The sequence below is a fragment of the Phenylobacterium sp. genome, assembly GCF_030680185.1.
Taxonomy (GTDB): Bacteria; Pseudomonadota; Alphaproteobacteria; order Caulobacterales; family Caulobacteraceae; genus Phenylobacterium.
The window spans coordinates 1-20978 of the sequence record NZ_JAUXVZ010000042.1 but is presented as its reverse complement, the minus strand read 5'-3'; the positions used below and the strand labels follow the sequence as shown (position 1 = coordinate 20978).

The 20978-nt window shown below is 69.3% G+C and carries 21 protein-coding genes; 10 read left to right on the top strand and 11 right to left on the bottom strand.

The window, feature by feature from the left end:
- Positions 1-132: 132 nt before the first annotated feature.
- Entirely contained in the window at positions 133-1164 is a 1032-nt protein-coding gene (locus Q8L83_RS10305) for an aspartate-semialdehyde dehydrogenase (protein WP_305286610.1), read from the bottom strand.
- Positions 1165-1345: 181 nt separating this feature from the next.
- Between Q8L83_RS10305 and Q8L83_RS10300 the strand changes: the two genes are divergently transcribed.
- The 7 genes from Q8L83_RS10300 to Q8L83_RS10270 all read left to right on the top strand — a co-directional run bounded on the left by Q8L83_RS10300 (position 1346) and on the right by Q8L83_RS10270 (position 8671).
- Positions 1346-1735 (top strand): PaaI family thioesterase, encoded by a 390-nt coding sequence (locus tag Q8L83_RS10300; protein WP_305286608.1) that lies wholly within the window; start codon positions 1346-1348, stop codon positions 1733-1735.
- 28 nt (positions 1736-1763) lie between these two features.
- Positions 1764-2498, top strand: a complete 735-nt coding sequence (locus Q8L83_RS10295) for a class I SAM-dependent methyltransferase (protein ID WP_305286606.1) — start codon at positions 1764-1766, stop codon at positions 2496-2498.
- 19 nt (positions 2499-2517) lie between these two features.
- Positions 2518-3105, top strand: coding sequence for a histidine phosphatase family protein (locus Q8L83_RS10290; protein ID WP_305286604.1), 588 nt, complete (start codon positions 2518-2520; stop codon positions 3103-3105).
- Positions 3106-3297: 192 nt separating this feature from the next.
- Complete coding sequence (locus Q8L83_RS10285) at positions 3298-3582, top strand: hypothetical protein (protein WP_305286603.1); 285 nt, start codon at positions 3298-3300, stop codon at positions 3580-3582.
- 134 nt (positions 3583-3716) lie between these two features.
- On the top strand, positions 3717-4034 hold the full coding sequence (locus tag Q8L83_RS10280; RefSeq protein ID WP_305286601.1) for a GNAT family N-acetyltransferase: 318 nt from the start codon (positions 3717-3719) through the stop codon (positions 4032-4034).
- 93 nt (positions 4035-4127) lie between these two features.
- Complete coding sequence (locus Q8L83_RS10275; RefSeq protein ID WP_305286599.1) at positions 4128-6917, top strand: M16 family metallopeptidase; 2790 nt, start codon at positions 4128-4130, stop codon at positions 6915-6917.
- Complete coding sequence (locus Q8L83_RS10270; protein ID WP_305286596.1) at positions 6914-8671, top strand: lipopolysaccharide assembly protein LapB; 1758 nt, start codon at positions 6914-6916, stop codon at positions 8669-8671. Before Q8L83_RS10275 ends, Q8L83_RS10270 begins: the two co-directional genes overlap by 4 nt.
- Positions 8672-8683: 12 nt before the next feature.
- Here the strand turns inward: Q8L83_RS10270 and leuB are convergent, their stop codons facing one another.
- From leuB to leuC, 5 genes are read right to left on the bottom strand one after another with little or no spacing between them, the layout of a single operon-like run.
- Complete coding sequence (gene leuB, locus Q8L83_RS10265) at positions 8684-9739, bottom strand: 3-isopropylmalate dehydrogenase (RefSeq protein ID WP_305286594.1); 1056 nt, start codon at positions 9737-9739, stop codon at positions 8684-8686.
- A 37-nt stretch (positions 9740-9776) separates the two neighbouring features.
- Complete coding sequence (locus Q8L83_RS10260) at positions 9777-10094, bottom strand: putative quinol monooxygenase (protein ID WP_305286592.1); 318 nt, start codon at positions 10092-10094, stop codon at positions 9777-9779.
- Entirely contained in the window at positions 10076-10687 is a 612-nt protein-coding gene (gene leuD / locus Q8L83_RS10255) for a 3-isopropylmalate dehydratase small subunit (RefSeq protein WP_305286591.1), read from the bottom strand. The genes Q8L83_RS10260 and leuD overlap by 19 nt, the downstream gene beginning before the upstream one ends.
- Positions 10684-11562, bottom strand: a complete 879-nt coding sequence (locus Q8L83_RS10250) for a VOC family protein (protein WP_305286589.1) — start codon at positions 11560-11562, stop codon at positions 10684-10686. Before Q8L83_RS10250 ends, leuD begins: the two co-directional genes overlap by 4 nt.
- Positions 11562-12986 (bottom strand): 3-isopropylmalate dehydratase large subunit, encoded by a 1425-nt coding sequence (gene leuC / locus Q8L83_RS10245; RefSeq protein ID WP_305286587.1) that lies wholly within the window; start codon positions 12984-12986, stop codon positions 11562-11564. The genes Q8L83_RS10250 and leuC overlap by 1 nt, the downstream gene beginning before the upstream one ends.
- Positions 12987-13091: 105 nt before the next feature.
- On the opposite strand from leuC, the gene Q8L83_RS10240 reads away from it, so the two are divergent.
- Positions 13092-14621 (top strand): MFS transporter, encoded by a 1530-nt coding sequence (locus Q8L83_RS10240; RefSeq protein ID WP_305286585.1) that lies wholly within the window; start codon positions 13092-13094, stop codon positions 14619-14621.
- A 67-nt stretch (positions 14622-14688) separates the two neighbouring features.
- On the top strand, positions 14689-15591 hold the full coding sequence (locus Q8L83_RS10235; RefSeq protein ID WP_305286583.1) for a LysR family transcriptional regulator: 903 nt from the start codon (positions 14689-14691) through the stop codon (positions 15589-15591).
- Between the two features lie 70 nt (positions 15592-15661).
- Here Q8L83_RS10235 and rplS read toward each other — a convergent pair whose 3' ends face one another.
- Together rplS and trmD are read right to left on the bottom strand one after the other, a co-directional pair.
- Positions 15662-16117 (bottom strand): 50S ribosomal protein L19, encoded by a 456-nt coding sequence (gene rplS / locus Q8L83_RS10230; protein WP_305286581.1) that lies wholly within the window; start codon positions 16115-16117, stop codon positions 15662-15664.
- 26 nt (positions 16118-16143) lie between these two features.
- Positions 16144-16854, bottom strand: coding sequence for a tRNA (guanosine(37)-N1)-methyltransferase TrmD (gene trmD / locus Q8L83_RS10225; protein ID WP_305286579.1), 711 nt, complete (start codon positions 16852-16854; stop codon positions 16144-16146).
- A gap of 115 nt (positions 16855-16969) precedes the next feature.
- On the opposite strand from trmD, the gene Q8L83_RS10220 reads away from it, so the two are divergent.
- Entirely contained in the window at positions 16970-17845 is an 876-nt protein-coding gene (locus Q8L83_RS10220; protein ID WP_305286577.1) for an acyl-CoA thioesterase II, read from the top strand.
- Between the two features lie 147 nt (positions 17846-17992).
- On the opposite strand, the gene rimM is transcribed toward Q8L83_RS10220, so the two are convergent.
- From rimM to ffh, 3 genes are all read right to left on the bottom strand, one after another.
- Positions 17993-18496, bottom strand: coding sequence for a ribosome maturation factor RimM (rimM, locus tag Q8L83_RS10215; protein ID WP_305286574.1), 504 nt, complete (start codon positions 18494-18496; stop codon positions 17993-17995).
- A 166-nt stretch (positions 18497-18662) separates the two neighbouring features.
- The gene (gene rpsP / locus Q8L83_RS10210) at positions 18663-19178 is read right to left on the bottom strand and encodes a 30S ribosomal protein S16 (RefSeq protein WP_305286572.1); all 516 of its coding nucleotides are present in this window, start codon (positions 19176-19178) and stop codon (positions 18663-18665) included.
- A gap of 18 nt (positions 19179-19196) precedes the next feature.
- Complete coding sequence (gene ffh / locus Q8L83_RS10205; RefSeq protein ID WP_305286570.1) at positions 19197-20744, bottom strand: signal recognition particle protein; 1548 nt, start codon at positions 20742-20744, stop codon at positions 19197-19199.
- Positions 20745-20978: the final 234 nt, after the last annotated feature.

Sequence of the window (20978 nt, the reverse complement as noted above, 5' to 3'; positions counted from 1 at the left end):
ACGCGGCCCCTTACCTAGGCCTTCGGCCAGGCTTCACAAGCGCAGACCGCGCCCGGACTGGCGGGAAGCGGACACGCAAATGGGCGGCCGCCGGCGCGACCGCCCATTCGTTAGATCTAACGCCCGTGAGGCTTAAGCGATGGCCTTGGTCTTGATCAGGCCGCGCTCGTCCAGCAGCTGGGCGATCTGGATGGCGTTGAGCGCCGCGCCCTTGCGCAGATTGTCGGCCACCACCCACAGGTTCAGGCCGTGCTCGACGGTCGGGTCGTTGCGGATGCGGCTGACGAAGACCGGGAACTCGCCCTGGGCCTCCTTGGGCGTCATGTAGCCGGTCTCATCGCGCTTATCGATCACGATCAGGCCCGGGCTTTCGCGCAGCAGGTCGCGGGCCTCGTCCTCATCCAGGGGCTCGTGGAACTCGATGTTCACCGCCTCGGAGTGGCCGACCATGACCGGGACGCGCACGCAGGTGACCGTCAGCTTGATGGCCGGGTCGATCATCTTGTGGGTCTCGTTCCACATCTTGGCCTCCTCATCGGTGTAGCCGTCGTCGTTGAACGACCCGATGTAGGGGATGACGTTGAAGGCGATCTGCTTGGGGAACTTGTTCGGCGGGGTCGCGCCCAGGACGAACACGTTCTTGGTCTGGTCGAACAGCTCGTCCATGCCTTCCTTGCCCGCGCCGGACACCGACTGGTAGGTCGAGACCACCACCCGCTTGATCTTGGCCCGGTCGTGCAGGGGCTTGAGCGCCACCACCAGCTGCGCCGTCGAGCAGTTGGGATTGGCGATGATGTTCTTCTTGTGGGCGAAGGAGACGTCGTCGGGGTTCACCTCCGGCACGATCAGCGGCACGTCCGGGTCCATCCGGAAGGCCGAGGAATTGTCGATGACGATGGGGCCGGCGGCGCCGATCTTGGGCGACCACTCCTTGGAGAAGGACCCCGACACGCTCATCAGAACGAGGTCGACGGTGGAGAAGTCGAACTGGGCGATATCCTCGCAGGCCACCGTTTCGGCGCCGAAGGACACCTTCACGCCGATGGATTTGCGCGACGCGATCGCGTGAATCTTGTCCACGGGGAATTCGACTTCCTCGAGGATGTTCAGCATCTCACGGCCCACATTGCCCGTGGCGCCGACGACGGCTACCCGGTAACCCATCGAAGTCTCTCCTGAAATTTCTAGGCGGGCGCGTTCGTTACGCCGCCGCTTGAAGGCGCGCAAGCACGCCGCCGCATCGGCCCGACCGGCCGCGGCTTCGTCCCCCTTCACCTAGGGGCTAGAGTGATCGGGCGCAACCCGGCGGCGAGGTCGCCCGGGGCCGTCCAGGGGAGAGATCACCATGAGCCAACCGCCCACCGGCATGCCCTTCGCCGACCTTATGGGCCTTCAGATCGTCGAGCGGGCCAAGGACCGCGTGGTGGGGACGCTCATCGTCCGCGAAGACCTCTGCACGGCCGGCGGCATCCTGCACGGCGGCGCCTTCATGGCTTTTGCAGACGCGCTCGGCGCCATCGGCGGCTTCCTCAACCTGCCGCCGGGCGCCCGCACCACGACCCTGGAGAGCAAGACCAACTTCCTGGGCTCGGCCAAGTTAGGGAGCACCGTCACCGGCGAGGCGACGCCGCTGCACATCGGCCGCCGCTCCAGCGTCTGGCAGACCCGCATCACCGACGAGACCGGCCGGCTGCTGGCCCTGGTCATCCAGACCCAGATGACGGTGGAGGCTTGATGGGATGGGGCCGAAGAGCGCGGCCGACATGACGCAGGCCAATAGGGCGGCCTGGAACACTGGCCGCTATGAGGCGTGGCAGGAGTCCCTGGGATCTCCCGCCGACGAGGCCGCACGCATCACGGCCGACCCCGAGAGGGCCGCGAGGCGCATCCTGCCCCACCTCGGCTCGGTCGCCGGCAAGAAGATCTGCAATGTGCAGGGATCTCATGGCCGCCTTGCGGTCAGCCTCGCCCTGCTGGGCGCACAAGTCACTGTCATCGATTTCGCAGAAGAGAACCGGCGCTACGCGGTCGAACTGGCGAACGCTGCGCAGGTCGGCGTCGACTACGTCCTATCCGACATCATGACGGCAGCCGATCTCGGCCTCGGGGAATTCGACGCCTTGGTGATGGAGCTCGGCATCCTCCACTATCATCTGGATATCATGGCCTTCTTCCGGGTGATGGGGCGTCTCTGCGGCGAGGGCGCGACTCTGGTCATGCATGAGTTCCATCCCGTTCAGCGCAAGCTGTTCCAATCCTATCCGGACCGAGCGCCGAACTACTTTTCGACCGCCATCGTCCAGGCGCCCGTGCCCGATCCGACGGGGCAAGATCGGGTCCTGGGGGAATGCCAGTACCGGTTCTGGACCCTGGGAGAGGTGTTGGGGGCCGTACTGGCCGCCGGCTTCCGGCTGACGGCGTTTCAGGAACACCCGGACTGGACGGACCCGAAAATTCCCGGGGCCTACACGCTCGTCGCCGACTGGCGGCCAGGCTGACTTCGGCAAGACCGCAAGCATGAGCGAACTCCTCCTGATCAAGCATGCGCCGCCGCAGATCACGCCAGAGGTGATTTCGCATCGCTGGGTTCTATCGGCCGAGGGGCGGGCGCGGTGCGGCTGGCTCGTCGAGGTCTGTCGCGCCAGGGGCGTCACGCGCCTCTTCGCCAGCCCTGAGCCCAAGACCCTGGAGACCGCCGCCCTGGTCGCCATGGCCCTGGGCGGCTCCTTCCGCCCCCTCGACGGGCTGCAGGAGAATGATCGAACCGGCCTGGGGTTTGTGTCGCCAGACGTCCTGGAAGCTCGGATCACGGCCTTCTTTGAAGATCCGGACGCCGTGGCGATCGGAGCGGAAACCGCCCGCGCAGTCCTGGCCCGGTTCCAGGCGGCGATCGATGTGGCGGTCGCTTCTGCGCCGGGCGAGGCGATCGCCGTGGTCACGCATGGGACAGCCATGAGCACCTTCATCGCCGCCCATAACGCCATTGATCCCCTCAGCCTGTGGCGGGACCTGACCCTGCCCGGCGTGGCGGTGCTCGACGCCGCGACCTACCGGCTTCTGGAGCCCCTCATCCCCCACCCAGACGCTCAGGCGCCTAAATCCTGATCAGCGGCGCCCGATCCTCCCGCAGCGCAACACCGCGATGTTGCGTCGCAAAATTGTCGCTTGTGACCCAGGGGAAAGGCCGGCTAAGACCTGTCTCAAGGCGGCCGACAACGACGCAACTCGACGACGAAGGCCGCCAGAGGAACGCCCCGAAAAGTGGTTGTCATCAACCCCTCTCCGGGAACGAATAAAATGATCGCTCGTATCGCTGCTCTCGCCGCCGTCGCGGCTGTCTCCATCTCGGCCCCCGCCTTCGCCGAAGGCGTCAAGGTCTCGCTCGCCGGCAAGTCGGCCGAGCAAATCCACGCCGACATCCAGGGCGCCGCCCGCTCGGTCTGCCTGCGTGAAACCACCAGCGAAACCTTCCGCCAGGCCGCCCATGCGCGCTGCGTGAAGTCGACGGTGGAAGCCACCCTGCAAAAGGTCGGCGACTCCGAACTGGCCGCCATGGCCGGCATCGAGCTGGCCCAGCGCTAAGCGGGTCTGCGACGGCCCCGCCTGGGGGCTGCGCAAATGCTCCAGATCTCGGGAAAGGCCGGCGGCGACGTCGGCCTTTCTTGCGTTCGGAACCCGTGCTTCTTTGAAGGCTCAACGCGATCCAGGAGCCCGGCATGGCCGACAGCGACGACTTGAAGGTGATCAACAATACCGAGGACGGCCGGTTTGAAATCCGCATCGGCGACGATGTGGCCTCTGCCGAATACCGTCTGCTGAAGACCGGCATCCTGTTCCCCCATACCGAGGTGCCGCCGGCCTTCGAAGGCAAGGGGGTCGGCTCCAAGCTGGTCCGCGCAGGCCTCGACTATGCCCGCGAGCATGGCCAGGCGGTGATGCCGGTCTGCCCCTTCTTCGCCAGCTACATCAAACGGCACGAGGAATACCAGGACCTGCTGCACCCCGACTATCGCAAGAGCCTGGGCCTCGACTGAGGCCCGGCGCCGCCCGCACAACAGGGGTTGGCGAGCTCCAACAACCTATTGTAGGTAAAGCCTCGGGCGTTTCTGTTTTGTTCGGGGGCGGGCGTGGGGCGATTTCTGGGACGGTTCTGGGCGAAGTGCGTCTTCGTGGGCTGGATCGTCCTGTCGGCGAGCGGCTGCGCGGGGCCGGCTTCGGCCCAGGACGAGCACCCCGACCTGGTGCGGGGCAAGCTGTCCAACGGCCTGGCCTATGTGATCCTGCCCATGGCGGAGGCCGACAGCGTCTCATTCCGCCTGATGGTCCGCGTCGGCAGTCAGGCCGAGGACGCGGAGAACCGCGGGATCGCCCACTTCGTCGAGCACATGGCCTTCCGCTCCACCCGCAACTTCGCCGATGGCGAGATCGACAAGGTGATGGCCCGGGCCGGCGGGACGTATGGGCGCGACCACAACGCCTTCACCGGCCGCTGGACCACCACCTATCACCTGGACCTGCCCAGCCGCGAGACGGCCACCATCGCCCGCGGGCTCGACTGGCTGCGCGATGTCGGCGACGGCCAACTGTTTCGCCCCGAGGAGGTGAACGCCGAACGGGGCGTCGTCCTGGCCGAGCGCCTGGACCGGCTGCGCTCTGGCGACGCCACGGACGAGCAGGAAACCAGTTTCCACTTCCGGCCCGAGGACAGTCTGACCCCCGCCGGGTCCGTCGCCACCCTCAACGCCCTGACGCCAGAAGATCTGAAGGCCTTCCACGCCAAGTGGTATCGCCCCGACCGCAGCGTCCTCATCGTCACCGGCGACGTCGACGCCACCGAGATGGCGGCCGAGCTGGAGCGCCGTCTCGGCGGCTGGGCCGGCGCCGGCGCGCGACCGCAAATGCCCACGAGCCCGGCGCCCGAGCCCCCGGACACGGCTGTCGCCCTGGTGCTGACGCCGGGCCGCCTGCCGGCCCAGAGTCTGGCCTGCCGCAACACCCCCTCGGCGGAGGATGACGATTACGACCCGGCCGACGAGCTGCGCGAAACCCTGCTGCTCAGCATCGTCAACCAGCGGCTGAGCCGGGCGGCGGCCGCCACGCCGGGGGTCTATTATCTGGGGCTGGAGGGCCCGGCCTGGTACGAAACCCGCCAGGTGACCTGCGTGCGGGCGACCCACGCCCCCCAGAAGGGCCTGGAGGGCCTGGGTCTGGCGCAGGCGAGCCTGCGCAGTTTCGCCGCCGAAGGGCCGACCCGGGCCGAGATCGACGCCGCGGTCGCCAGCCAAAGGGCCTTGGCGCGGGGCGCCCGGACCAGCTACGCCAACGCCACCTCTGCGGAGATGGCCGACGAACTGGTCGGGTACGAGGAATATGGGCGGCCCTTCCTCGCCCCTCACCAGACGATGCGCCAGATCAGCCGGGTCGCCTCCAGCCTCAACGCCGACGACCTTGTTGCGGCGTTCGAGGCCCTGTGGCCCGACGCGACCCCGCCGACCCTCTCGATCGAGGACGACGGGGTGACGCCGCCCGTCGTGCTCGCAAGCTGGCGCGCGGGCGCCGTCGCGCCCCTGGCCGCGTCCTTCCCGCCGCCGGAGCCCCTGACCTTTGATTTCGGCCCCGACGGCAAGGTGGTGCGCCGGGAGACCCTGGCCCAGGGCGTCGTGCGGGTGACCTTCGCCAACGGCCTGGTGCTGAAGCACATGGCCACCGACCATGCGCCGGGCTTCGTGCAGATTCTGATCCGCATGGGGCCGAAGGCGAGCGAACTCAGCCCCAAGGATTTCGTCCTCGCCACGGCTGCGGCTGCCGTCCTGCCGGCCGCCGGCGTGGAGGGCCGCAGCTTCGGCGCCCTGCAGGAACTGAACGCCCAGTGGGACTGGGAATTCGACGCCACCCTCAGCGACGCCGGCCTGGTCGTCTCGGCCCAGAGTTTCGCCGGCCAGACCCCCGCCCACATGGCCCTGATCATGGCCCATCTCATCGCCCCGGGGTTCGACGCCGAACTCCGCGATCCCCTGGCCCTGCTGGCGGCGAGCCTCGAGCAGGACGTCCGGCTGAACCCGGTCGACGCCGTCGACGCCGCCTTCGCCAGGACCGTCTGGCCCGACACGGCCGGGGCGGCCTACGATCCGGAAACCTACCGGCGCCTCGACCCCGCAGATCTTCGCGGGGCTCTGACGCCCTTCCTCACCACGGGCCCTGTGGAGCTGATCCTGGTGGGGGATATCAGCGAAGACGACGCCATCGAGCTGGCCGCCCGGACCCTGGGCGCCCGCCCCGCCCGGCGGCCACACCGCCCGGCGCCTGCGCGCCCGCCGCTCGACTACTCCGCCGCCCCGCCCCGCCCGATCGAAGTGTCCCACCAAGGGCCGGCCGGACGCAGCGCCGCCCGCATCTACTGGACCCGCCCGCAGATCCAGCCCGTCGAGGACCAGGCGGCCGCCATGGTCCTGACCGCCCTGCTGGAAACGGCGGTGGTCGAGGAAACCCGGCGGCGGCAGGGGCGCACCTATTCCCCCACCGCCGAGCTCGACGGCAGCCTGACCGAACCTCATGACATCGCGCTCTACGTGGAGGTCACACCCGAGGCCCGTCGCCTGGACGAGGTGATCCAGAGCGTCCAGCAGGCCGCCGAAGGTTTCGTCGCCGCGCCGCCGGCGCGCGACGCGCTGGAGCAGGCCCGTCAGCCCATGCTGGCCCAGCTGGACGCCCTGCGCCGGTCCGACATCTACTGGGCCCAGGCCCTGGGCGCCGCCGTCGACTGGGACACCCAGCGCAAGGCCTTGGACCGCCTGGGCCTCGCCATCGCCAAACTGACCCCAGCCGATGTCCACGCCCTGGCCAGGCCGTGGCTTTCCACCCCGCCCATCATTGTCCTGGCCCGCCCCGCAGCGGCCCCAGAGGGAGACGCGCTATGAATGTACGACGCCAAACAATCCGCTCAGCCCTGGCGGCCGGCGCCCTCGTGGTCGGCGTCGCGGCCAGCCCGGCGGCGGCCCAGGACCCGGCGGCGGAAGACCCGACCCCGCCCCAGGTGCAGGCCTGCTGGGATTCCACGCCCCTGAGCGCCCCTGACGCCAGCCTCGCCCTCTGCCGCCCAGCCCTGGCGGCGGCGGAGACCGACGAGGAGCGCGCCGTGGTCCTCATGTCGATCTCCATGGCGCTGAGTGCGAAGGGCGACCACGACGACGCCATCGCCGCCGCCGACCGGGCCGCGGCGCTCTATCCCATGGTGGACGTCCTCAACGCCCAGGCTCTGGCGCGCATGTTCGCCGGCCGCCATGACGAGGCCCTGGCCACCGTCGAGGCCGCCCTGCGCCAGGACGGCGGAGCGACCCAGCTGAAGCGCATGCGGGTCCGGATTCTCCGCGCCATGGGCCGGCAGGCTGAGGCTTTGGACGACCTCGAGCGGCTGCATCGGGAGCTGCCCGACGACGTCGACCTCGCCTTGACCCTCGTCACCGCCCTGGACGAGACGGGACAGACGAAAAAGCGCGACCAGATCCTCGACCGCGCCATCAGCCGGGCGCCGGAGACCGCCGAGCTTCGTGTCGAGCGCGCGCTGCTGTTGATGCTGACCCGACCGGACAGGTCCCTCGCCGACCTCGATGTCGCGATCGCCCAGGCGCCCACCAGCGACGCCTACGCCTTGCGAAGTTTCGCCCGCATCACCGCCGGTGATGTCGAGGGCGCCAAGCGTGACCTCGCCGCCATGACCGATACGGCGACCCTCAGCGTCCCGGCCCTGGTCTACAGCTCCTTCGCCGCCGAGACGGCCGGCGACCTGGATGGAGCGCTCGCCCTCGCCGAACTGCTGGTTGAGCGCGCCACCCCGGTCGACCAGGCCGCCGCCCTCGCCCGGCGGGGCACGCTGCTGATCCTGCTGGACGACCGGACGCGGGCCAAGGCCGACCTTGAGCGGGCGGTCATCCTGGACCCCGAGGAGGCCGTCGCCTGGGGCGGGCTCGGCGCCTTGGCTCTAGGGACAGACCCCGCCCAAGCCCTGGTCTTCTATCGCCGCGCCCACGCCCTCGACCCTGACGATGGAAACTTCGAGCACGGTGTGGCCGAGGCCCTGTTCTGGAGCGGCGACTATCCCGGCGCCGAGGCCGGCTATGCCAGCCTCCTGAAGCGCTATCCGGACGACGCCGAGATCCATGCCTCCCTGGCTGCGACCTTGATCCGGCTGGAACGCGTCCAGGAGGCGGAGCGCCCCAGCGCCCAGGCCGTGGCCCTCGCCCCGGATCATCCCGCCTACATGATAATCCGTGGCGAGGTGCTCTACCTGCTCGGCGAGGGCGACGGCGCCCTGGCGCAACTGGACAAGCTGGCGGCCGGCGACTTCGACACCGCCTATTCCCGCTACCTCGCCGCCGTCATTCGCCGCCACAATGAGGACTATGAGGCCGCCCTGCGAGAAGCTGATGCGGGCCTGGCGATGGCGCCCGACGACCCCGACCTGCTCGAGGAAAAGGGGACCATCTACTACATGCTCGACGACCCGCTCAGCGCCCGCGAGTGGCTGGGAAAAGCCCTGGCGATCAACCCGAAGGCGGCCGATGCGCTGTTTCTCCGCGGCCTGGCCCGCGCCGAACTGGGGGACGCCGCAGGCGCCGCCGCCGACCAGGCTGCGGCTGTCGCGCTCGATCCTTCCCTGGCCGAAGAAATGTAGGCCCGAGGACCTCTAGGCGAGCGCCGCGAGGACCGCGTCGCCCATCTGGACGGTGGAGAGGCGTCCGCCGAGGTCGCGGGTGCGGGCGCCGTCCTCCAGGGCCTTGATCACCGCGGCCTGCAGCCTGTCGGCGGCCGCCGTGCGGTCCAGCGACCAGCGCAGGGCCATTTCGAACGACAGGATGGCCGCCAGCGGATTGGCCAGGCCTTGGCCGGCGATATCCGGCGCCGAGCCGTGGATCGGCTCATAGAGGCCAGGCTTGCCCGGCGCGCCGAGCGCCGCCGAGGGCAGCATGCCGAGAGACCCAGTCAGCTGGGCCGCCGCGTCCGACAGGATGTCGCCGAACAGGTTGTCGGTGACCATGACGTCGAACTGCTTGGGGTTCTTGACGATCTGCATGGCCGCATTGTCGGCCAGGATGTGCTCCAGCTCGACATCGGCGAACTCGCGCCTGTGCAGGTCGGTGACCACCTCGCGCCAGAGCAGGCCGGAATCCATCACATTGGACTTCTCGGCCGAATGGACCTTGTTGCGCCGGCCCCGGGCCAGTTCGAAGGCCACCCGGGCGACCCGCTCGATCTCGGCGGTTGTATAGACCTGGGTGTCCACGGCCCGCTTGCCGCCGCCGGGCAGGTCCTCGATGAAGCGCGGCTCGCCGAAATAGATGCCGCCGGTCAGCTCGCGCACGATCATGAAGTCGAGGCCCTCGACCAGCTCGCGCTTGAGCGAGGAGGCGTCGGCCAGCGGTCCGAAGCAGAGCGCCGGGCGGAGATTGGCGAACACCTCCATGCCCGCCCGCAGGGCCAGCAGCCCGGCCTCGGGGCGCTTGTCCCGGGGAACGCCGGCCCATTTCGGTCCGCCCACGGCGCCCATCAGCACGGCCTTGGAGGCCTTGGCGAGCGCCAGGGTCTCGTCGGTCAGGGGCGACCCCGACTGGTCATAGCTGATGCCGCCGAACGGCCGCTCTTCGACCACCAGGTCCGGCGTCAGGGCGGCGATCACGCGGCGGACCTCGGCGGTCACCTCGGGGCCGATGCCGTCGCCGGGCAGGAGGAGAAGGTCGGTCATGGTCATCGCCCCGTCGCTGGTCATGTCGGACGGAGAACTAGACCGCCCGTTCAGAGGCGACCTCGTAGGCGATGAGGCGGCGATCGGAAACCCCGAATTCCGGCCAGACCGCCCGCCAGGCGGCCAGGTGCGGGGTGGTGAAATGGGCGTCCAGGGCGCCCTGGTCGCGCCAGGCCTCGAACACCCGGATCAGGCCGGGCTCGGCCACGTCCTCGGCATAGGCGTATTCCAGGCAGCCGTCCTCGGCCCGGCTGGCCTTCAGCATGGCCAGCATGTGGGGGCGAACGGCCTCCAGCCGGTCGGCCGGCACGCGGATCGTGCCGGCGATGACCAGGCTCACGCCCTTTCCAGCCATGGGTTGTCCAGGGCGCGGCGACCCTCATAGACGTCGATATCGGCGGCGCGCTGCAGGGTTTCGCCGATGGCGTCGAGGCCGTTCAGCATCTTGTGCTTGCGGGCCGGGTCGATCTCAAACCGGTAGACCTCGCCGTCGGGCGCAGTGACGGTCTGGGCCTCCAGGTCGACGCTGACCACATGGTTGCCGCCCCGGGCCTGGGCCATGAGGCTCTCGACCTCGTCAGCCTTCAGCACCACCGGCAACAGGCCGTTCTGGAAGCAGTTATTATAGAAGATGTCGGCGAAGCTGGTGGAGATCACACAGGTGATCCCGAAGTCCAGCAACGCCCAGGGCGCGTGCTCGCGCGACGAGCCGCAGCCGAAATTATCGCCGGCCACCAGGACGCCGGCGTCCTTGTAGGCCGGTTGGTTCAGCACGAAGTCGGCCTTCTCGTTCCCCGCCTCGTCGAAGCGGAAGTCGTAGAACAGCCCGCGGGCCAGGCCCTCGCGCTCCACGGTCTTCAGGAACTGCTTAGGGATGATCTGGTCGGTGTCGATGTTGGACAGGGCCAGAGGCGCAGCCTTGGCGTCGATGCGGGTGAAGGGCTTCATCGGGCGGTCTCCTGGGACGCGACGGGGGCCCCTTGCTGGATCATCAGGGCGGGCAGGCCCGGCGCGCCGGCGCGGACGGTGAAGACCTGGGTGCCGGGCTTGCGGCCCTTGCGCAGGTCGGAAACGTCCCAGCCGTCGGCGGCCAGGCGGGCGTGAACGGCGGCGGGATCATCGACCCGCCAGGCCAGGCCGCCGCTGGAGTCGGGCGCGTCGGAGACCGGCGTCTTCAGGCTGGCCCCGAACTCCACCACGGCCGAGCCGCAGCGGAAGAAGAGCTGGCGGGCCCCCCAGTCGGGGTTCGAGCGGTCCAGGCGCAGGTCGAGGCCGAGCTTGGCGCCATAGACGGCCAGGGCGCGCTCTGGATTGGGCGTGCGGACCACCACATGGTCCAGCTCGGTGACGGCTGCGGCCTCGCCCGCGGTGGGCGTCGAGATCGGCCACGGCTGGCCATCCCTTGGCGGGGCGGTCAGCAGGATGTTCATGCCGCCGGTCGTGGCCGCATCCAGGGTCGAGGTGGTCCAGTAGCGCTTGCGGCCATCCTCATGGGTGGAGCGCACGGGGCCGGGATCGGTCGCGCCCACGCCGCGTCGGCGCAGCAGGGTGACGGCGGCCTCGATGTCCGGCGTCGTGAAGGCCAGGGCCCAGACGCCCTCGCCCTGGGCGTCGAGATGGGCGCGGATGACGTCGCCGAACGCGCCCTCGCCGGACGGCGCGATGACGTCCAGGGCCATGTTGGGCAGCTGGAACCAGGCGTGCCGCGCCCCACCGTCGCCGCCCACCCAGTTGGGCGCCCGGCCCAGCAGACGGGCATAGGCGACCTGCGCCTGATCCAGATCGCGCACAGCCAGCGCGACGTGATCGAGGCCGCTGATCATCAGATGAAGTCGCGCACGTCGGCCAGATGACCGGCGATGGCGGCGGCGGCGGCCATGGCGGGGCTGAGCAGGTGGGTGCGTCCGCCGCGGCCCTGGCGGCCCTCGAAGTTGCGGTTCGAGGTCGAGGCGCAGCGCTCCCCCGGCGCCAGGCGGTCGGGGTTCATGCCCAGGCACATGGAGCAGCCCGGCTCGCGCCAGTCGAAACCGGCGGCCTTGAAGATGGCGTCCAGACCCTCATCCTCGGCCTGAGCCTTCACCAGGCCCGAGCCCGGCACCACCATGGCGGTGACGTGCGGCGCCACCAGCCGGCCCTCCAGGAAGGCCTTCTGCACTACCGCGGCCGCGGCGCGCAGATCCTCGATGCGGCTGTTGGTGCACGAGCCGATGAACACCCGGTCGACCCTGGCCTCGGTGATCGGCTGGCCGGCGACCAGGCCCATATAGTCCAGGGCCCGGGCGGCCGAGGCGCGCTTGTCCGGGGTGGCGAAGCTGGCCGGATCGGGCACCCGGCCGGTGATCGGCATGACGTCTTCCGGCGAGGTGCCCCAGGTGACCAGGGGCGCGATGGTCGCGGCGTCGATCACGATCTCGGAGTTGAAGACCGCGCCCTCGTCGGTGAAGAAGCTCTTCCAGTGGGCCACGGCCATGTCCCAGGCCGCGCCCTTCGGCGCAGCAGGCCGGCCGCGCATATAGTCGAAGGTGGTCTCGTCGGGCGCCACCAGGCCCGCCCGGGCGCCGGCCTCGATGGTCAGGTTGCAGAGCGTCATGCGCCCTTCCATCGACAGGGCGCGAACCGCCTCGCCGGCATATTCGATCACATGGCCGGTGCCGCCGGCCGTGCCGATGGCGCCGATAACGGCCAGCGCAAAGTCCTTGGCCCCGACGCCGGGCGCGGGCGTGCCGTTGATGGTGACCCGCATGTTCTTCGACTTGGCCTGGCGCAGGGTCTGGGTGGCCAGCACATGCTCGACCTCGGACGTGCCGATGCCCTGGGCCAGGGCCCCGAAGGCGCCGTGGGTCGAGGTGTGGCTGTCGCCGCAGACAATGGTCATGCCCGGCTGGGTGCGGCCCTGTTCGGGTCCCACCACATGGACGATGCCGTTCCGCAGGTCGCCCATGGGGAAGTATTCGATGCCGTTGTCGGCGACGTTGCGCTCCAGGGTCAGGAGCTGCAGGCGCGCCTCTTCGTCGGCCACGGCGGCCGCGCCCAGGGCCTGGCCCTCGGTCGGCACATTGTGGTCGGCCACCGCCAGCGTGCGGTCGGGCCGGCGCACGGGGCGGCCATTGGCCCGAAGGCCGGCGAAGGCCTGGGGCGTCGTCACCTCATGGATGAGGTGCAGGTCGATATAGATGATCGTCTCGCCATCCTGTTCGGCGACGAGGTGAGCATCCCAGATTTTGTCGTAGAGCGTCTTGGCGGCCATGGCGCGGTATGTAGGAGGCCTGGGGCCATTCCGTAAAGGTCGCAGGCGCCGCTTTCACCCCGCTGCGGTTTCCGCGCCGGTCCAAACCGTCTAGGACAGGTCCCCATGAGCCCCCAGACGGACCCTCAGGACGAGCGCGACCTCGACCGGGCGACCGCCTTGATGATGGTCGATTCCGCGGCCGCGACGGCGGTGACGGCGGTGACCTCCGGCATCGTCCTGGCCGCCTTCGCCCTGCACCTGGGCGCCTCCAACGCGGTCATCGGCCTGCTGGCCGCCCTGCCCTTCCTGACCCAGTTGATCCAGGCGCCGGCCGTGCCTCTGGTGGAGAAGCTGCGCCGCCGCCGCCTCATCGCCTCGACGGCGGCCTTCTGCGCCCGGCTGACCCTGCCGATCATGGCCGCCATCGCGCTGTTGCCGCACAATGCCTGGAGCCTGACGGCCCTGGTGGCCACCCAGATCGTCATCGGCTCCCTCGGCGCCGTAACCAGCTGCGCCTGGAATTCCTGGGTGCGGGACCTGATTCCAGAGGACCGGCTGGGGTCGTTCACGGCGCGGCGCACCGTGATCGCCACCGGCGTCACCCTCAGCGTGACCATCCTGTCGGGGGTGGCGCTGGACCAGGCCGCCGAACAGGACCGCGGCATGGTGTTCGCCGCCTTCTTCGGCGTCGCCTTCATCCTGGGGATGATCAGCGTCGCGGCGCTCGCCCGCACGCCCGAGCCGCCCATGCCGCCGCCGGCCGCCGGCGTGAACCTCTACCGTCTGCTGCGGGCGCCCCTGCGGGACGAGAATTTCCGCCGCCTGATCTTCTTTCTGTCGAGCTGGCAGTTCGCGGTGAACCTGGCGAGCCCGTTCTTCACCGTCTATTTCGTCACCCAGCTCAACTATCCGCTGACCTTCGTCATGATGCTCAGCGTGGTCAGCCAGATCGCCAATATCGGCGTGCTGCGGTTCTGGGGACAGCTCAGCGACCGGTTCTCCAACAAGTCGGTGCTGGCGGTGACGGCCCCGGCCTACATCCTCTGCATCGCCGCCACGGCGCTCACCTCGCAGATCGACGACCCGCAGCTGGCCGGCGCCTATCTGGTCGGTCTGCATGTGGTGCTGGGCGGCGCGGCCGCCGGCGTGGGTCTCGCCACCGTCAACATCGCCCTGAAGCTCGCCCCCCGGGGCGGCGCCACGGCCTATATCGCCGCCAACACCCTGATCACCTCGATGGCGGCGGCCGCCGCCCCGATCCTGGGGGGCCTGTTCGCCGACTTCTTCGCCGCCCGCGAACTGCAGCTTCTGATCCGCTGGTCCCAGCCCGGGGAGGATGTCGACGTCCTGCACCTGGCCTTCAACAACTGGGACTTCTACTTCCTGATGTCGGCCCTGCTCGGCCTCTACGCCCTGCACCGCCTGACCCTGGTCCGCGAGGAGGGCGAGGTCGAGCACAAGGAGATGGTGCAGCAGATGATGAGCGAGGCCCGGCGCGTAGTGGCCAACCTCTCGCCGGTGGCCGGCCTGAAGATGATGCACGCCTTCCCCGCCGGCCGGCTGATGGAGCGCCGCCGCCGCCGGCGACCCGAACGCGAGGCCGCCCAGCAGGCCCTGGCCGAAGCCCTGGAGGAGGCCGAGGCCGGCGCCTGACCGTCGGAACATCAATCGCCACTCGCCGAACATTGTGCGGCGCAGCTGCAATCCCCATCATCTCAACATGCCATCGATCACCGCCACCGACTGGGACCTCTTCCAAAGCCTGCATGCCGTACTGGAGACAGGCAGCCTTTCGGCCGCCGCCCGGGCCCGCGGCGTCACCCAGCCCACCATCGGCCGGCACATCGAAGCCCTTGAACATCGCCTGGGCGCGCCCCTCTTTCTGCGATCGTCCCGCGGCTTCACGCCCACCGATCTGGCGCTCGCGCTCCGTCCCCGGCTGGAGGACATGGCGGCAGCCGCCGGCGCGGCCCTGCGGGAGGTGGCCGGCGCGGCCGATCAGGTCGGCGGCGCGGTGCGGGTCACGGCCAGCGAGATGGTCGGCTGCGAACTCCTGCCCCCCATCCTGGCCGACTTCCACGCCGCCCACCCGGCCATCGAGGTGGAGCTGACGGTCTCCAACCACCAGGCCGACCTGTCGCGACGCGACGCCGACATCGCCGTGCGGATGGCCCGGCCGACCCAGAACACCCTGGTGGGCCGACGGATCGGCACATTCGATATCGGGCTCTACGCCGCGCCGGCCTATGTCGCCCGTTGCGGCGCGCCGCGCGATTTCGACGAGCTGAACCAGCACCCGACCATCGGCTTCGACGGGGCGGCGCCCAAGTTCGACAGCCAGATCGACATCGGCCGGCCGATCACCCGCGACATCTTCAGCTTTCGCAGCGACAGCGATGTCGCCCAGCTGGCGGCCCTGCGAGCGGGCCTTGGGATCGGCGGCTGCCAGACCCTGATCGCCCGGCGCTATGGCCTGGTGCCGATCCTGGCCGACCGTTTCCGGATCGAGATGGAGATGTGGGTCTGCATGCCCGAGGGGCTGCGCACCACGCCGCGGATGCGCCTGATGTTCGACCACCTGGTGGCCGCCCTGTCGGACCAGCTGGCCGAAGCCCAGGCCTGAAGGCGGCGCACGAAAAAGGCGGCTGCAGGGTCTGCAGCCGCCCTTCGATGTCGGTGGAGCCTGGGGCGATCTAGCCTTCGGCGTCCTTCTTCTTGGGGGCGTGGGCCGCAGCCGAGGCCTCGGCGCGGGCGTTGCGCTCGGCCTTTTCGGCTTCGCGCTCGGCCGGGGTCATCTGGCGTTCGGCGATCCGCGCCGACTTGCCGCGACGATCACGCAGATAATAGAGCTTGGCGCGCCGCACGACGCCGCGGCGCTTGACCTCGACGGACTCGATCATCGGCGACAGGATCGGGAAGACCCGCTCCACGCCTTCGCCGAAGGAAATCTTGCGGACGGTGAAATTCTCGTCGACGCCTTCGCCCGAGCGGGCGATGCAGACGCCTTCATAGGCCTGGACGCGCTCGCGCTCGCCTTCCTTGATCTTCACATTGACGCGGACGGTGTCGCCCGGGCGGAAGTCGGGGAAGTTGCGGGCGGACTTGAGGCGGTCGGCCTCTTCCTGGCGCAGTTGCTGGATCACGTTCATCGGTTCAATTCCTTTGTCACTGGGCTTTACGCGCCCTTTGCCTGTTGATTGGCGAGATGCTGCGCCCACAAGTCCGGCCGCCGCTCCCGCGTCGTCTCTTCCCGCTGCTCAGCCCGCCATTTGGCGACCTGGGCGTGGTGCCCTGAAAGCAGCACCGGCGGTATCTCGCGCCCTTCGAACGTCCGCGGTCTCGTGTACTGCGGATGCTCAAGGAGCCCGTCCTCGAAGCTCTCTTCACTCAAACTCAGCGCCTGGCCCAACACACCGGGCACAAGACGTACGCACGCTTCGATGGTCAGCATGGCCGCCACCTCGCCACCGGCGAGGACGACGTCGCCCACGGCGACCTCCTCGAACCCCCGGGCGTCGAGCACCCGCTGGTCCACCCCCTCGAACCGGCCGGCCAGGACGATGACGCCCGGACCCGCAGCCCATTCCTTCGCGCGCGCCTGGGTCAGGGGCCGACCCCGGGCGCTCATGTACAAAAGCGGCCGCCCTCGCCGCTCCACGCTGTCCAGCGCAGAAGCGATGACGTCCGCCCGCATCACCTGTCCCGGACCACCGCCCGCAGGGGTGTCGTCCAGGAAGCCGCGCTTATCCTTGGAAAAGGCGCGAATGTCCACTGTTTCCAACGTCCAGAGCCCCTGCTCACGCCAGGCGGTTCCAATCAGGGAGACCCCGAGCGGGCCCGGAAAGGCCTCGGGAAACATGGTCAGGACGGTCGCGTCGAAGGACATGGGCTCATCTGCACCAGCCGACGGTCAAAAGCCAAGGCCGGGCTTCGCCTTGCCGCGGGGCGCGCCAAGGGTTAAGCCCTGGCGCTTTCGCACCTGCAACATACGATAAATCATTATGGACAGCCCCGAGATCCAGCCCGAGATCCTGCCAGACACCCTGGCTCTGGAGCGCATCGAGCAGAACCTGTTCCGCGGCGTGAGCCCGCAGGGCGGGCCGCCCCGCATCTTCGGCGGCCAGGTGATCGCCCAGTCGCTGCTGGCGGCCTATGAGACCGTCGACGAGCGCATGTGCCATTCGCTGCACTGCTACTTCATCCGCCCGGGCGATCCGCGCATCCCGATCCTGTTCGAGGTCGACCGGTCCCGCGACGGCGGCACCTTCACCACCCGCCGGGTGGTGGCCATCCAGAACGGCAAGCAGATCTTCAACCTCGCCGCCTCCTTCCAGGTGGTCGAGGAGGGCTTCGACCACCAGGCGCCCATGCCCAAGGTCCCGGGTCCGGACGAGCTGCCCACCGAGGCCGAATCCATGAAGAAGGCGGCCGACAAGATGCCGCCGGAAATGCGCAAGATGATGTCGCGCCCGCGGCCCATCGAGATGCGCGGCCGCGACGCCTTCGGCTTCGGCGGCAACACCAAGCCCACCGAGGGCAAGTCCGACGTCTGGATCCGCGCCACGGGCGCCATCGGCGAGGACCCGCGGATGCACCAGGTGATCCTGGCCTACGCCTCGGACATGAACCTCTTGTCCACCGCCATGCGCCCGCACGGCGTGGCCTGGCAGACGCCGGGCCTGCAGTCGGCCAGCCTCGACCACGCCATGTGGTTCCACAAGCCGTCCAACTTCAACGACTGGCACCTCTACACCCAGGACAGCCCCTCGGCGTCCGGCGGGCGCGGCTTCGTTCGCGGCGCCCTCTACGCCCAGGACGGAACCCTGGTGGCCTCGGTCGCCCAGGAAGGCCTGATGCGGATGCGCAAGGCCGACTGAGCCGCCTTGCGTCCTTCGAGGCTCGCTGACGCTCGCACCTCAGGATGAGGGGTGCGGGTGGACGCGCAAGCCCATCATTCCGTCCTCATCCTGAGGCGCCCGCGCCAGCGGGCCTCGAAGGACGAGGACGGCCGCAGGGCTGTCGCCCTACTCCGTCTCTTCCGGCGGAATGGCGATCAGGCGGCCCTCGGCCAGCTTCACCTCGGGCACATTGTCGCGGGTGAAGGGCAGCCACCAGGAGGGGCCGCTGGTCGGCTGGACCTCGAGCAGGTCGCCGGCCCCGAAGTCCTGCACCGACTTCACCTCGCCCAGGCGCTCGCCCGCAGGGGTCTCCACCGCAGCGCCGATCAGGTCGGTCAGATAGAATTCGTCCTCATCCGGGTCCGGCAGGGCGTCCCGGGGGATGAAGAGGTTCAGACCACGCAGGGCCTCGGCCTGCTCGCGGGTCTCGACCTCCTTGGCGCGGCACACCACACCGCCCTTCACCGGCCGGGCGCCGGTGAGCGTCAGGCCGGGGGAGCCGTCCTGCCGCAGCAGCGCCTTGAAGGCCGCCAGCGACATCGGGGCTTCGGTGAAGGTGGTGATCCGGAGTTCGCCGCGGACGCCGAAGGCGCCGGCCACCCGGGCCACCTGGATCAGCTTGTCGGCCATGGCGCCTTCGTTTCAGAGGGTCTCATCACCACCACGTCCCCCACCCGTCACCTTCGGGCTTGACCCGAAGGTCCATGAACACCGGCCCCAGAAGACTGGGCGCAGTCAGCGCGCATGGATGGTCGGGCGAGGCCCGACCATGACGGAGGAGATGCGAGGCGGGCTCTTAGCCTTCCTTGGCGGTCGCGTCGTCAGCGGCCTCGGCGGCCGGCTCGACAGCAGCTTCTTCAGCGGCGGCAGGCTCTTCAGCCGCGGGAGCCTCAGCGGCCGGCTCTTCGGCGGCGGGGGCCTCGGGCTCGGGCTCAGGCGCCGGCTGGGCGGCGGCTTCGGCGGCGGCGGCGGCGCGATCGGCCTCGCGCTGGGCGCGCTCTTCAGCCCGCTCCTTGGCCTTGCGGCCCGGCTCGGCCTTCTGCGGGTTGTTGCCGTGTTCCCACTTCACCAGGCCCTGCTGAGACAGGAAACGGGCGACGCGGTCGGTGGGCTGGGCGCCCTTCTTGACCCACTCTTCGATGCGCTCGATCTTCAGGACGACGCGGTTGGGGTCATCCTTCTTGAGCAGCGGGTTGTAGGCGCCGACCTTCTCGATGAAGCGGCCATCGCGCGGCGCGCGGCTGTCGGCGACGACGATCGAATAATAGGGGCGCTTCTTGGCGCCGCCACGGGACAGACGAATCTTGAGCATGGATGTTCCTTGTGAGCTCTAGGATTTCTTGAAGGGATTGACGCCCGGGGGCAGACCGCCGCCCAGGCCGGGAAGTTTGGGGAGGCCGCCGCCCAGGCCCCCGAGACCGCCGAGTCCAGGGCCGCCCAGACCGGCGAGGCGGGCCTTGGCCTCCTCGATCTCTTGCGGGGTCGGGGCCTTGCCTGCGCCCATGGTCTTCATGCGGGCCATGTCGGCGCCGCCGCCGCCGGTCAGCATGCCCGCCATCTTGGCGAAGCCCTTGCCCCCGTCGCGGCTCATCATCTTGAAGGCGTCGGCCATCTGGCGGTGCTGTTTCAGGAGCCGGTTGACCTCGGCCACATCGACGCCGGCGCCCTTGGCGATACGGCGCTTGCGCGAGGCCTGCAGGATGTCGGGCTTCTTGCGCTCGGCCTTGGTCATGGACGAGATGATCGCGGCCTGACGGTCGAGGGTCTTGTCCGAAACATTGGCCTCGGCCATCTGCTTCTTCATCTTCTGGACGCCGGGGAGGAAGCCCATCAGCCCTTCCATGCCGCCCATCTTCTTCATCTGGGCGAACTGGTCGGCCATCATGTCCAGATCGAACTGGCCCTTGGCCAGCTTCTTGGCCATGACCTCGGCCTTGGCCTGGTCGAAGTCCTGCGACGCCTTCTCCACCAGGGCGACCACGTCGCCTTGGCCGAGGATCCGGCCGGCCACTCGGCGGGCGTCGAAGACGTCCAGGCCGTCGATCTTTTCCGAGACGCCCAGGAACTTGATCGGCAGGCCGGTGACCGCGCGCATGGACAGCGCCGCGCCCCCGCGGCCATCGCCGTCCGAGCGGGTCAGCACCAGGCCGGTGAGCGGCAGGCGCTCATGGAAGGCGGTGGCGGTGCGCACCGCGTCCTGGCCGGTGAGCGCATCGGCCACCAGCAGGGTCTCGGACGGGTTGGCGATCTTCGCGATTTCGGCGGCTTCGGCCATCATCGCCTCGTCCAGCGTCGTGCGGCCGGCGGTGTCGAGGATCAGGACGTCATAGCCCTGCAGCTTGGCCGCCGAAAGCGCGCGCCGCGCAATGTCCGGCGCCGATTGGCCGGCCACGATGGGCAGGCTGTCGACGCCGGCCTGGGTCGCCAGGGTGGCCAACTGCTCCATGGCCGCAGGCCGGCGGGTGTCCAGCGAGGCCAGCAGGACCTTCTTGCGTTCCCGGGCCAGGCGCAGGGCCAGGCGGCCAGCCGTCGTGGTCTTACCCGAGCCCTGCAGGCCGGCCATCATCATGACGGTGGGGGGATTGAGGGAGAGGTTCAGGCCCTCGACCTCTTCGCCGCCCAGCATCTCTACCAGGCCGTCATAGGTGATCTTGATCACCTGGTCGGTGGGACGGACCGAGCGCAGCACCTCTTCGCCCGAGGCGCGCTCCTTGGCCTTGGCGATGAATTCGCGCACCACCGGCAGTGCCACATCGGCCTCCAGCAGGGCGATGCGAACCTCGCGCAGGGCCTCGTCGATGTGCTTTTCAGACAGCACGCCGTGGCCCGACAGACGGTCGAATACCCCGGAAAGCCGTTCAGAAAGTGCGTCGAACATTCGATCTCCCATGGCGTGACGGCGTCACGCCCATTGTCTTCCGTGGCCCAGGCGCCCTGCGAACAGGAAACCATGAGCCCAAACGCGATCAACCCCCGTGGACGATCACGTCGACGGGGGGCCTCGCCGCCCTCGTCCCATATGGTGATGGGGGTCGTGGCGGGGGAGGGCGCTGACCGAGGTTGCGCCGGAAGGGCGCGCTTATGCGCCTGTGGATGCTTTAGGTCAAGATCG